The sequence below is a fragment of the Paramesorhizobium endophyticum genome, from assembly GCF_014640615.1.
GTDB classification, from domain to species: domain Bacteria; phylum Pseudomonadota; class Alphaproteobacteria; order Rhizobiales; family Rhizobiaceae; genus Paramesorhizobium; species Paramesorhizobium endophyticum.
In genome coordinates this window covers 1-12615 of the sequence record NZ_BMHH01000044.1, presented here as the reverse complement: position 1 = coordinate 12615, position 12615 = coordinate 1, and the positions used below count along the sequence as shown (strand labels likewise).

Sequence of the window (12615 nt, the reverse complement as noted above, 5' to 3'; positions counted from 1 at the left end):
TAACACAAATCCAATTCCGCAGATTTGCCAACCCCTTTTTCGGGTCGTCACGGAATCGGGGTATAGTTAAAATAGAATGGTCAAAGGTTCAATGCGGCTCATGAGCAAGACTGATTTCCGCTGAAAGGCGTGATCCCTTGACACCGAGACCATCGGCCTCAATTGTCGCAAGGACAAGATCATCGAAATCGGCGCCGTTGCGTTTACATTCGATGAGGCCAACCGCCTCCCGGCGCAGAATACAACAGATCGTCACCCAATTCTCACCCGTCCTCCTACGCCCGACGCAATAGCGGCTGCACTTTCTCGAAGTCGACCATCGATTTCAGCGACAGCTCCAGGTTGCCAGTGACCGATGGATTTTTATCTTGCGATTGCAACGCGGCTCATGCCGACGGTGGCAGCAGCAGCGGTCCGGTACAGGGGGACGGTCGATTTCGCCTGCTGGAGCCGCATGTGATGGCCGAGCCACCTGAAAATACCCAGTCGGCCGACGAATCGCAATCCTATGTGCAAGGAAGTGCGAGTTGAAATCATTAGCGCAAAATCCGCGCCTTTCAGCGCGTTAACCTCTCGCTGTGCGATAGCGGTGCTGATAATGACAAGCGTGTCGACTTCAAATCGGCTCGCGACGCTTCTTGCCAGGCAGAGGGGCGAGACGTTCAGAATGCATCATCCATTTATATTCGCGATTGCCGGTTTTGCTCTTACTCCAGCCCCAGCTTCTTCCTCAGTTCGGCATTCTCCTTGCGCAGACGTTCCGCCAGCAGGTTCTTCAGGCGTTTGTTTTCTTCTTCAAGCGCCAGCAGATCCTTCAGATCGTTGTTCTCTGGAACAGGCGCTGCTACAGGAGCCGCAGTCTTCTTCCATTGATAATACGTCTGTTCCGATATGCCAGCCTCTTTGGCCGCGCTCTTGATGCTCTGCCCGCCACCGACTGACTGTTCGATATCGCTGAGAATTTGGGCGCGTTCCTGTGGGGAATGGAGCTTTCGACGGCTTCGAACCGCAACTGTCGAAGCTTCAGCCATCCGGGCTGCCTTCTTGCTCACGGACGGCCTGGATTCCGCCTTTGCTTTAGACGGCCGCGTAGCCATCTCCTTCGTCTTGGGTGCCTCTGCTTTGGCCGTCGCTTCGAGAGCGATCTGTTCTGCTCCGGTTTCCTGAGGGTCGGCCATATGGTGCTCCGCGAAAGATTTGTGTTTTGTTGCAGCATTAACGAGCGACATACTGGAGTCAACAACCGGATGATCCAACAGTTGGGCGAAGGGAGTCTCGTTTGCCGTCTCAGCGGCAAACGCAGACAGATCAACATCGGCCCAGATCGAACGAGTTTGCTTTTGAAGGCCGCGCTTTTTTTTGACTTCCACGATAAACGGTCGGGCCGGCTGCCTCATAAATTCTTCCCTGGGACACAAACGTCTGCATAGCAAGCCATTGCGTAATGCGGACTGTCCTCGCGTTCAACTCTCGCATCGAGCTTTATCTCATATAATTGCCTAATTGCCGCCGGGCAACCGCGCTGGATATTTTTCCCGTCACATCGGGATGCCGTAATGCGGCTGTACGTTCGTCCAGCCTAATATAGGCTGCCGATTCCGATGAAGCCGCACCCGGATTCCGGGATGACTGTCAATCGGCTCTTCCGATCGATAAAAATGAAATCCATGCGCGGCGTTATGCCGAGATTGAAATCCTGACAGATCTCCGTCTGGTAGATCTACGCGACGATCATGCGGTCAGAGTGGGAGTGCCGGCGGATGTTGCAAAATCCTCTCACCAGAATCTCGCGCGGAAGTGGTCGCTTGCATTCCACGAACACCGCTCCGTACCGGATGGCATCATCTATTCATCACGGCTGAATGGAGATGCAAATCTCGCGATTTTCGACCGTGCCATCCCGAAACTAGCTGTGGTGCGGGTGATGCCGCTGATCGGAGCGCCGTGGCTCGCTACTGTGATTAACGACCTTCGCATAAGTCTCGTTGAGTCCGGCTGAGGTGTTGACTGCAATGAAGAATTTCTTGTGGGCCAGAATTTGTCGGCATGGTCCACCTGATATGTCCATTTCGGGCACTATTGACGCAGGTCGTGGATGCCGAGTTCGCGCCACATCCACTCGAAACTGTATGTCGCCATGGGATCTGCCGGATCGGGCTGTTTCGAGGACCGGTTTTCCAGGTATTTGAGCCAATCGGCGACCTTCTGGCGGCCACCGGCTGACTTTACGGCCTGACGCGGTGTCTTGTGGTCGAGCATGCCGACCGGTTGGTCGAGCGTCTGGCGATACTGGCGGTCCATGAACTCATGAACGACCTGCTCGGCGATTTCAGGCGGGATATCGAGTGCTGCGTCTTCCGCATCAGAACCCGGTGCTTCGGCCATCATCTCCTCGACGGATCGCGTTTCTGTCAGCGGGGCGTCGACGAGGGTGCCGAGCGCCTGCCGGAGCAGGGCGGTTCCATTTTCCGCGCGCTCCGCCGAATTGGTCGATAGATACAGAAATCTTCCCTTTAATTCGACATTCCCCAGCACACGTGAGCCATCGTCCATCGTGGTGTCGAGGGAAAGCGTATCGTTTTGACCGGTATCCGCCTTGGGCTCCTCCTCCAGCCAGTTCCAGAATTTTGCGTTTTCCTGCGTCATGTCCGCAATGGTATTCACCTGTGCGGCAATGTCTTTCTGCTTTACCCCCGGTGCTAGCGAAAACTTGACATCATGGAACAGGATCTCGTCACCGTCCGAGTTCCGGAATGACGGGCCGCTTGCCATCTGCCCAAGCGTATCGAACAGCCATGAAAGCGTGAATATGGCTGCCACCGCCTGGAGTTCTTCGTCCTTGATGGACGGCAGCTTTGTCGCGTCGTTTCCTCCGAACGTTTGACGCAAGCCATCGAACAGCATTTCCGAGGCCTGCGGCGTGAACGGCAGCAGCCCGCCGGCGAAAACGTTCTTACCCAGGACGGGTACAATACGACTGGCAACTTTGTCCCATTGCCTGAGCGTTTTCGTGGCTGTTTCCTCGCTGACCGTGATAGGCTCGCCGCCACGGATCAGATCGCGCGCCATCAGCGACTTTCCAGGCACCACCGTCCCGACTTCATAAAGGCTCATGACCGAGCCGCGCAACGCCTTCATGTAGGCTTTGGCTTGAGCGTTTTCCTTAAAGCCGCGCCGCTTGAGATATTCATCGACGATATTGCCACCCTCGATGTCAAAGTCCTGCGTAAGAAAATCTTCGAAGGCACAGCCCCACAGGGTCATCGCCCAGTGATCGCCAATGATCTCGGCGAGATCCTCGAAATCCATGTCGCCGGCATCGAGAACAGGGCCGAAATGGTCATAATACACTTCCTCGAAGCAGTCGCTCCATGGATCGCGGGAGAGGAATTTTATAAGTCCTTTGAGATCGTGACTGGCCGACATGCCGGGTTCTCCGGATTCCAATGTGTTCTGCGATGACGCGCCGGGAACAGCGGTCCGTTCTATCATGTCGCAATTTTGGAGCCGCTTTTGCGGCCTGGCAAGACGGTACAGCGATTTTGCTGCGATTTTACATCGCGATTTTATGACGTGTGCTCGAATGCGGTACATTCTGAATGCTTCGCGGGTAGAGAACTTTGGACCGATCTATCTTGGGATGCGACGCCCGGAAGCCTGCGATGATCTCCGGCAGGCGCCCGCTGAGGACGGTAATACTGCCAGACGTACGATGCCGATGCCATTGCGCTTAGGATAGCCGGCAAATCATATTATACCAATAAATAGGCAGAGTGTTATACCAGTGTCATCTGGTTTTCTTATTCAATTCCCCATGCAATCACACAGTGGGGATTATTAATATGCGCAGACTGCTTCTTGCTCTCACTTCTGCAACCATGCTGACGACCGCTGACGGGGCCGCGACCGTCTATCCGCTCGACCGGGCGACAATCCTTGTCAACTCGCCATTCGATTTCAAGGTTGAGTTCGACAAAGTCGTCAACCCGGAGGAGGTGAAGGTCACCGTCAATGGCCAAGACTACGAAGCCGTGTTCGGCAGCAAGGTCGAGTTTGTCGCTGAGGAAAAAGGCGATGAGGACAAGGTCCTTGGTTCAGCATTGATCTTGCGCGGCCTGAAGATCGGCAAGCCTGGCGATTACAAGGTTGAAGTCTCGGCTGGTGATGAAACGAAGTCCGTCAACTGGGACGTCTATTCGACCGGCAATGAAGCCAAGGCCAGGAATATCATCTTCCTGATCGCTGACGGCCTTTCCGTTGCGCACCGCACCGGCGCCCGCCTCATGTCCAAGGGGATGACAGAGGGCAAGGCCAATGGTCGCCTCCAGATGGACGAGATTCCGCCGGTCGCTTTCATCGGCACCTCGTCCACGCATTCGATTGCGACCGACAGCGCCAACACCATGTCGGCTTATATGACCGGTCATAAATCCCGCGTGAACGCACTTGGCGTCTATGCCGACCGCACCCCTGCAAGCCTGGATGATCCGAAGGTCGAGACCATTGCCGAAGCATTGCGTCGTGAAACGAAGAAGTCGATCGGCATTGTTTCGACATCCGAAATTCAGGATGCGACGCCTGCAGCGCTGGTCGCCCACACGCGCAAGCGTTCCGACAAGGCCGATATTGTCGGCATGATGTATGACGTGAAGCCGGAGGTTATTCTTGGCGGTGGCTCGGCCTATTTCCTTTCCAAGGATGTTCCCGGTTCCAAGCGCAAGGATGACAAGGATTACATCCAGTTGTTCAAGGACGCAGGTTATGCGCTTGTCACCAGCAAGGATGAGTTGGCAGCCTCGGGCCAGTCCAATCAGGACAAGCTTCTCGGCCTTTTCCATACCGGCAATATGGATGTCACGCTCGACCGTGAATTCCTGAAGAAGGGCACGGTCGAGAAGTTCCCGAACCAGCCAGGCCTGGTTGAAATGACCAAGGCTGCTCTGGACCAGCTGTCCAGGAACCCTGAAGGGTTTTTCCTGATGGTTGAAGGCGCGTCGGTCGACAAGATGAGCCATCCGCTCGATTGGGATCGTGCGCTGGTCGACACCATCGAGTTCGACAAGGCCGTCGGCGTTGCACGCGAATTCGCTGAAAAGAACCCTGACACCCTGATCATCGTGACCGGCGATCATACCCATGGCGTGGCGATCATCGGCACTGTCGATGATGAAAAGCCGGGCGATGAAATGCGCGAAAAGGTTGGCACCTACGATGCTGCCGGTTTCCCGAATTACGAAGATACCAATGGTGACGGGTATCCGGACCGTGTCGACGTGTCGCGTCGTCTGTTCATGGCTGCCAATAACGGCCCGGATCACTATGAGACCTTCCGTCCCAAGATGGATGGCGCTTTTGTTCCTGCCATCAAGAATGAAAAAGGCGAATATGTAGCCAATGAGGCCTACAAGGATGTTCCAGGTGCAGTCTTCGTTCAGGGCAATATTCCGAAGGAAGACGATACCAGCGTTCATGCCGTCGATGACGTGGTTCTGCAGGCATCGGGACCCGGCTCCGAAGGTCTTCGCGGTTATATGGAACAGAGCGATGTCTATCGTGTGCTCGCCGACACCTTTGCGCTTGGCAAGATGAAGGCTGAATAGTCCTCGGAATCTCGCTTTTGGGACAGGCGGCTTTGGTCGCCTGTCCATCTCTTTTGATGGAGTTCATGATGCGCGGATCGCAACGCCTCAATCGCAGGCAACTGATGCTTGGAGCGCTGGCGTCGGCGCCGCTGATGAGCTTTCTCGGCAAGGCCCATGCGGCGGAGCGACTGGGATTCGATAATCTCTACAAGAGCTTTGGCGTGTTGGGGCTGGAGTTTTCAGATCAGGTGAAAGCTTCGGCAGGCAGCAAGGTTGCCATTAGCGGTTTCATGGCGCCACCACTCAAGGCGGAAGCCAATTTCTTTGTGCTCACTGAAATACCGATGTCGATCTGCCCGTTCTGCTCCTCGGATTCGGACTGGCCGGATAATATCGTCGTGGTCTATCTCGCCTCCAAGCAGACTTTCGTGCAGTTCAACGCGCCGATCCAGACGCGCGGCACCCTTGAATATGGCTCTTGGACCGACCCCGAAACCGGCTTTGTCAGCCAGCTTCGTCTGCGTGACGCTTCTTTTAAGGCGGTCTGATAATGATGCTCGCCAGACCTTCCGGACTGTCGCTCGATATCGCCAATCTGGAAGTGCGCTTTCCCGGCCTTGCACTGCCTGTTCTTGCTATTGAAAAGTTCAATCTGCCTGCTGGCGGCCATCTGGCGATCACCGGCGCATCGGGGTCCGGCAAAAGCACGCTTGTAAATGCGATAACGGGGCTGGAGCTGGTCAAAACCGGGCGGGTAGTCTGGGGTGAAACGGAAATCAGCAGCCTTGCAGCTTTCAAACGCGATGCCTTCCGCGCGCGCAACATCGGGCTGGTGATGCAGGATTTTCATCTCTTCCCCGGCCTGTCTGCGCTTGCCAATGTCATGCTGCCGGTCAAGTTGAGCCGCAGAGTCAAGGAGGCGGAGGGGGAGAGGGCGCTTCAGCTCCTTGAAACCGTCGGCATTGCGCGGCCCGCACAACATATCGAGACATTGTCGCGTGGCGAAATGCAGCGCGTGGCTATCGCCCGTGCCATGCTTTCCAGGCCCGGCGTCATCGTGGCCGATGAGCCGACTGCCAGTCTGGATCAGAAAACCGGTGCAGGTGTCGCCGAGCTTCTGGTGGGACTGGCAACCGCCGAAGGTGCGACGCTGGTCGTCGTGACGCACGACCAGCAACTGATGAAATATCTGGAGCGCCAAATCCGCCTGGAAGGTGGAAAGATCGCGAGCGACGGCGTGGAGACCCAATTGTCATGATCGCTTTCATCCTTGCCGATCTGCGCCGCTTCTGGAGCGGGGCCGTGGCCGTTGTCGTTTTGTTGGCGCTTTCGGTGGCGTTGAGCTCCGTCGTGACCTTGCAGGAACGCGCAGTAAGGCTGGGTACGGCGCGGGCGTCCGACAAGTTCGATCTGGTGATCGGCGCCGCAGGAAGCGACACGCAGCTCACTCTATCGACGGTCTTTCTCCAGCCGTCGCCTTTGCCGCTCATGTCAGGGACAATGCTTGGCAAACTTGCCAGTGATAGCCGTGTTGCCTTCGCAGCCCCCATTGGCTTTGGCGACAGCGCCATGGGCTTTCCGATCGTGGGCACGACGACGCAGCTCGTCGCGGCATTGTCACCAAAGCTTTTGGAAGGTGCGCCGTTCTCCCGCTTGGGAGAAGCCGTCATCGGCTCAGCCGTCGACTTGCCGATGGGTGTAAAGGTTAACCCGATGCACGGGACGGTGGAAACCGGTGGTCATGCGCATACCGAAATCAGCTATCAGGTAGCCGGCAAAATGGCGCCGACCGGCACGGCTTGGGATCGCTCCATCCTCGTGCCGATCCGCACGGTCTGGCAGCTGCATGGAATGAGCGGTCATGAAGAGCAGCACGTGCCAAAACCCGGCAACGGGATGGGTGTGCTGGTCAGGGAAGACCCGCACACGCATAGCCATCATGAAATCGATATCGATGCGCCGCTGGACGAAGCTTTCGATGCAGACAGCCCTGGGGTTCCTGCAATTCTTGTCAAACCGAACACCATCGCGGATGCTTATCGGTTGCGGCAGGAATATCGCTCCGACAGGACCTTGGCAATCTTTCCAGCGGAGGTCCTGACCCGCCTTTATTCGACGCTGGGCGATGCTCGCCGTCTGCTGCTTGGCATCGCGGCGGGGACACAAGTGATTGTCGCTTTTGCCTTGCTGCTTGTCGCGGTCATGCATATCGGCGCGCGCAAGCGGCAGATTGGGGCATTGAGGGCACTTGGCGCGCCTGTCCGTTCCATCATGGCAATTGTCTGGGGCGAGTTGTTCTTCCTGTTACTGCTCGGGATATTTTTGGGCCTGGGGATTGGATACGGCGTCGCTCGCGCCGTCACGTCATGGCTCACAGCCACGACGGCGGTGAAAATGCCTGTCGAATTCGCACTGAGCGATGTCTGGTTTGCAGTGGGCTTTATCACGGTTGCGGCGATTGTCTCGCTGGTTCCGGCGCTCCTTACCTTGCGCATGAGTGCGGCATCCGCATTGCGAGCCTGATTTGCATCGGGCCTATTTGATGACCGGGACTCTGTTATAGGAATTTCAATGTCGGCGAGTGGCTGGCCCGGACCACGAAGCACCCCGGTTATTTTCGGAATCAGATGGGGTGATTGGGGTCTCGCCGAGCCAGATGCGAGCGGCGGCTGCTGTCGGGATGTTAGAACGTGGTCGCTATGGAATCCCACGAGCATCGAGAAGAGAGGCTCTCAGGGCCGAAAAAGCAACGACGTCCACGGTTAAACCGACCTGAGTTCCGGATACGTTCTTAAAAGTCGGACAGATTCAACACCTTCGTGTCGTGACGCCTGAAGGGAATAGCAGGGCTTCTTGGGATCGAGGTGATGTTCGCACCCGATGAACAAGCAGCACGAATGGGCCACAAGCTGCATCCAGGAAAACTGACCGCATATTGGGCTATAGGCGGACGGACCAGAAATGCTTGTCGAGCGGTGAGCGCTCTGTCATCTTGATCCGCTTACGTCTCATGTTGATAGGGTGAGACCTGCTCTCGGTCCAAGAAGGCGCGCACGATCGCCAATATTGAGAGCGAGAGGATGAAGAGACGAAAGATACCTGCCGTTTCGCCGAGGCAGATGGAAGACGTGCTCATCGAGCAGAGAAATCAGCCTTCCCGCCGCAATTCTCAATCTCCCTGGAGCGGCATCGATGCTGCTAGTAGGCCGGGCCAGTCGCCCCAATGTCGGAACTGGGTTACCCTAAAGGTTCGATCAGCGTCAGTCAAACGATCGAAAGCGTAGCTGTTCGCGACTGTTTAATGCGACGAGGTTTGCTACGATCCTCTCAACTCTTCAAAACGGCAGGGGGTGATTTTCTTTCACTTCCTTCATAACGAAAAAAGTGCGGATCTGGCGGACGCCGGGAAGGCCGATTAGCTTCTGGCCGTGCAGCTTGTTGAAGTCGACCATGTCGCGAACGCGTATCTTCAGCAGATAGTCGAAATCGCCCGCAACGAGATTGCAATCCAGCACCTCTTTCATTTGAACGACCGCATCTTCGAACGCGCCAAAACTCTCTGGGGTCGAACGGTCAAGCACCACACCAACCATTACTAGCGCTCCCAGCCCTACCACCTCCGGCGCTATCAGCGCCCTCACACCTTTGATGTAGCCCTCTTCGAACAAGCGCTGAGTACGACGGTGACAGGTGGCGGGACTGACGTTCACACGTGCGGCCAGTTCAGCATTGGTAAGTCGTCCGTCGATTTGTAGTGCACGCAAGATCCGGAGATCTGTACGGTCTAAAGGCTGAGCGGAAGATTCTTCCATATTTTCCATTTTATTGCCACCTAAACGGATAACCCAAGCGCAATGTCGCACGTAACAGGCACATACTCGATCCAATTTCGAAAGCACCTTTCAGGGAACTTACCATATATTTGGACTGGATAACGAATCACCCATGGAAGGCTCGCCGATGTCGCTACTTGACAATTTTGAACGCTATCCGCTTACCTTTGGCCCGACGCCGATCGAACACCTGCCGCGCCTATCCGCCGCTCTCGGGGGCAAGGTTGAAATCTATGCTAAACGCGATGACTGCAACTCTGGCCTCGCCATGGGAGGGAACAAGCTCAGGAAGCTTGAGTATATCGTTCCCGACGCTATAGCTTCGGGTGCCGACACCCTGGTATCAATCGGCGGTGTCCAGTCTAACCATACCCGAATGGTTGCGGCGACGGCTGCCAAGATTGGCATGAAATGCGTGGTTATTCAGGAGAAGTGGGTGCCGCATTACGATGCGGTGTACGATCGCGTCGGCAATATCCTGATGACACGCCTGATGGGTGCTGACAGCAGGCTCGTTGATGATGGTTTCGACATCGGCATCCGCAAGAGTTGGGAAAATGCAATCCAGTCTGTGAAGGACGCCGGAGGTAAGCCCTATCCAATTCCCGCGGGTGCATCAGTGCACAAGTATGGTGCACTCGGCTATATCGGCTTTGCCGAGGAAGTAGCGGAGCAGGAGGCCGAACTCGGCTTCGAATTCGATTATATCATCGTCTGTGTTGTCACGGGTTCCACCCAGGCCGGCATGATCGTTGGCTTCGCCGCTCAGGATCGCGCAGATCGAGTGATCGGCATTGATGCCTCCGGTACCCTTGATCAGACACGAGCACAGGTCCGGTCAATCGTCGACAACACGTCCGAACTGGTTGGGCTGGGCCGAAAGGTTCGCGAAGACGAGATCGTCATCAATCCGGATTACGCTTATCCGGCCTACGGCGTGCCTTCGGACGAGACGAACGAAGCTATTCGCTTGGCCGCACGCACTGAAGCAATGATCACCGACCCGATCTATGAAGGGAAATCGATGCAGGGCATGATCGACCTGACACGCAAAGATTTCTTTCCGGAAGGATCGAAGCTGCTCTATGCGCATCTCGGCGGCGCGCCGGCTCTCAACGGATACAGCTACTATTACAGGGAAGGCTAATCCCTTCCACCGCAAAGCGTATCTTCCAACACAGCAGTTTTGAACAACACGATGACAGATTCACGAGATCTCCACCTCAAAACTATCGAGCAGCGGCTGCTGTGGCTATCACACTGGATGATCCACCATGCCAACCATATCCGGCTGAAAGTGGACGGTATCAAAGTCGGCGGCCACCAAGCGAGTTCCGCTTCTATGGTCTCCATCCTGACTGCCCTCTATTTCTCGGCCCTAAGGCCTGAAGACCGGGTAGCAGTCAAGCCGCACGCCTCACCTATCTTCCACGCGATGCACTATCTTATGGGCAACCAGACACGGGAAAAAATGGAGAATTTCCGTGGATTTGGTGGAGCTCAGAGTTATCCGAGCCGGACGAAGGATATTGACGATGTCGATTTCTCAACCGGGTCGGTCGGGCTAGGTGTCGGCATCACGGCGTTGGCCTCGATCGTTCAGGACTTCATCAAGGGCAAAGAATGGGGTTCTGACCTGCCGCTCGGCCGTATGGTGGCACTGTTGGGAGACGCCGAACTTGATGAAGGCAATATTTACGAAACCTTGCAGGAGGGGTGGAAGAACGGCCTGCGCAATTGTTGGTGGATCATTGATTACAACCGGCAATCGCTCGACGGCATCGTCCGAGAGGGACTGTTCGAACGTATCGAGAAAATCTTCGATGCCTTCGGCTGGGATGTAGTGCGAATAAAGTACGGCGCCTTGCAACGCGCGGTGTTCGGAGAGTCGGGCGGGATCAAGCTGCGCGACTGGATCGATCGTTGCCCAAACCAGGAATACTCTGCGTTAACCTTCATGGGCGGTGCCGTATGGCGTAAGCGACTAATGGATGATCTCGGTGACCAGGGCGATATATCCGCATTGATCGACCGCCATAGTGACACGGAGCTTGCATCGTTGATGGAGAACCTTGGCGGCAACTGCGTGGAGACGATGGCCAACGCGTTCGCCACGATCGAGCATGACCGACCGACCTGTTTCCTCGCCTATACGGTCAAGGGCTGGGGGACACCCATTGCCGGACATAAGGACAATCACGGCGGCCTCATGAATAACAAACAGTTTGCCGAGTGGCAGGCCTATATGGGTATCGCTGCCGGCCAAGAGTGGGAACCGTTCGCCGGCGTCAGGGATATAGCAGGACTAAAATCGTTTCTTGCCAATGTTCCATTCTTCTCGAACGGCCACCGTCGCCACAGTGACACGCGCCTGGATGTACCTGCTATCGCGGTCGACACGTCACGGGAGGCCTCGACCCAGATGGCCTTCGGCAAGATTCTGGACGAACTCGCCAAAGGCGGAATTGAGCTGGCCAGTCGTATAATAACTACATCACCAGATGTCACCGGCACAACCAGCCTCGGTCCATGGGTCAACCGTCGTAAGCTGTTCGCCCGCGAGGCGGTGGCGGATGCCTTCATTGAACATCGCATTCCCTCAACGGCAAAGTGGGAGTTCACGCCCAAGGGCCAGCATGTTGAGCTCGGCATCGCAGAGATGAACCTGTTCCTACTACTGGGTGCCGCCGGCATTAGCCATTCCCTGTTCGGCAAGCGGCTGATTCCAGTCGGGACTGTCTATGATCCCTTTGTGTGCCGCGGCCTCGATGCGCTGAACTATGCCTGTTATCAAGATGCCCGCTTCATTATCGTTGGAACACCTTCGGGCGTTACGCTGGCCCCTGAGGGTGGAGCCCACCAGTCTATTGGAACCCCGTTAATTGGTATGAGCCAAGACGGTCTCGCTGCCTTCGAACCGGCCTTCGCCGATGAGCTGGCCGTGATCATGGAATGGGCCTTCGACTATCTGCAACGCGATGGCGACGCGAACCGAGACGAACGCACCTGGCTACGCGACGAGACCGGCGGCTCGGTCTATCTACGCCTGACCACCAAGCCAGTCGAACAGCCGATCAAGCGCGTTGATGATAATTTCCGGCAGGGTGCTATCGACGGTGCCTACTGGCTTCGAAGTAAGCGCTTTCCCGCTGCCCTCCTGCCGCGGGAGATGTGAGCGTGCGAAGAAGGCTCCGGTTAGA

8 protein-coding genes and 2 pseudogenes are annotated in these 12615 nt (G+C 56.1%); 7 read left to right on the top strand and 3 right to left on the bottom strand.

Annotated features, from left to right (window positions below):
* Nucleotides 1-136 precede the first annotated feature (136 nt).
* Nucleotides 137-217: pseudogene (locus tag IEX53_RS23000) on the top strand (exonuclease domain-containing protein); the annotation flags it as partial.
* Nucleotides 218-707: 490 nt separating this feature from the next.
* Here the strand turns inward: IEX53_RS23000 and IEX53_RS22995 are convergent.
* Nucleotides 708-1397, bottom strand: coding sequence for a transposase (locus IEX53_RS22995; protein WP_236016342.1), 690 nt, complete (start codon nt 1395-1397; stop codon nt 708-710).
* Between the two features lie 679 nt (nt 1398-2076).
* Complete coding sequence (locus tag IEX53_RS22985) at nt 2077-3426, bottom strand: DUF7986 domain-containing protein (protein ID WP_188826507.1); 1350 nt, start codon at nt 3424-3426, stop codon at nt 2077-2079.
* Nucleotides 3427-3842: 416 nt separating this feature from the next.
* Between IEX53_RS22985 and IEX53_RS22980 the strand changes: the two genes are divergently transcribed.
* The 4 genes from IEX53_RS22980 (at nt 3843) to IEX53_RS22965 (ending at nt 8105) form a co-directional block, all read left to right on the top strand.
* Complete coding sequence (locus IEX53_RS22980) at nt 3843-5600, top strand: alkaline phosphatase (protein ID WP_188826502.1); 1758 nt, start codon at nt 3843-3845, stop codon at nt 5598-5600.
* Between the two features lie 65 nt (nt 5601-5665).
* Entirely contained in the window at nt 5666-6130 is a 465-nt protein-coding gene (locus tag IEX53_RS22975; protein ID WP_373288715.1) for a hypothetical protein, read from the top strand.
* Between the two features lie 2 nt (nt 6131-6132).
* Entirely contained in the window at nt 6133-6840 is a 708-nt protein-coding gene (locus tag IEX53_RS22970) for an ABC transporter ATP-binding protein (RefSeq protein WP_236016341.1), read from the top strand.
* Entirely contained in the window at nt 6837-8105 is a 1269-nt protein-coding gene (locus tag IEX53_RS22965; protein WP_188826501.1) for an FtsX-like permease family protein, read from the top strand. Before IEX53_RS22970 ends, IEX53_RS22965 begins: the two co-directional genes overlap by 4 nt.
* An 812-nt stretch (nt 8106-8917) precedes the next feature.
* Here the strand turns inward: IEX53_RS22965 and IEX53_RS22960 are convergent.
* Entirely contained in the window at nt 8918-9394 is a 477-nt protein-coding gene (locus tag IEX53_RS22960) for an Lrp/AsnC family transcriptional regulator (RefSeq protein ID WP_188826504.1), read from the bottom strand.
* Nucleotides 9395-9542: 148 nt separating this feature from the next.
* On the opposite strand from IEX53_RS22960, the gene IEX53_RS22955 reads away from it, so the two are divergent.
* Together IEX53_RS22955 and IEX53_RS22950 are read left to right on the top strand one after the other, a co-directional pair.
* The gene (locus tag IEX53_RS22955) at nt 9543-10562 is read left to right on the top strand and encodes a 1-aminocyclopropane-1-carboxylate deaminase (protein WP_188826503.1); all 1020 of its coding nucleotides are present in this window, start codon (nt 9543-9545) and stop codon (nt 10560-10562) included.
* Nucleotides 10563-10679: 117 nt separating this feature from the next.
* A pseudogene (locus IEX53_RS22950) lies at nt 10680-12548 on the top strand (thiamine pyrophosphate-binding protein); the annotation flags it as partial.
* Nucleotides 12549-12615: the final 67 nt, after the last annotated feature.

What these genes read in the sequence shown, in the direction of transcription:
- IEX53_RS22995 (WP_236016342.1), bottom strand. Translation starts at nt 1,397, where the DNA reads ATGAGGCAGCCGGCCCGACCGTTTATCGTGGAAGTCAAAAAAAAGCGC.
- IEX53_RS22985 (WP_188826507.1), bottom strand. Translation starts at nt 3,426, where the DNA reads ATGTCGGCCAGTCACGATCTCAAAGGACTTATAAAATTCCTCTCCCGC.
- IEX53_RS22980 (WP_188826502.1), top strand. Translation starts at nt 3,843, where the DNA reads ATGCGCAGACTGCTTCTTGCTCTCACTTCTGCAACCATGCTGACGACC.
- IEX53_RS22975 (WP_373288715.1), top strand. Translation starts at nt 5,666, where the DNA reads ATGATGCGCGGATCGCAACGCCTCAATCGCAGGCAACTGATGCTTGGA.
- IEX53_RS22970 (WP_236016341.1), top strand. Translation starts at nt 6,133, where the DNA reads ATGATGCTCGCCAGACCTTCCGGACTGTCGCTCGATATCGCCAATCTG.
- IEX53_RS22965 (WP_188826501.1), top strand. Translation starts at nt 6,837, where the DNA reads ATGATCGCTTTCATCCTTGCCGATCTGCGCCGCTTCTGGAGCGGGGCC.
- IEX53_RS22960 (WP_188826504.1), bottom strand. Translation starts at nt 9,394, where the DNA reads ATGGAAGAATCTTCCGCTCAGCCTTTAGACCGTACAGATCTCCGGATC.
- IEX53_RS22955 (WP_188826503.1), top strand. Translation starts at nt 9,543, where the DNA reads ATGTCGCTACTTGACAATTTTGAACGCTATCCGCTTACCTTTGGCCCG.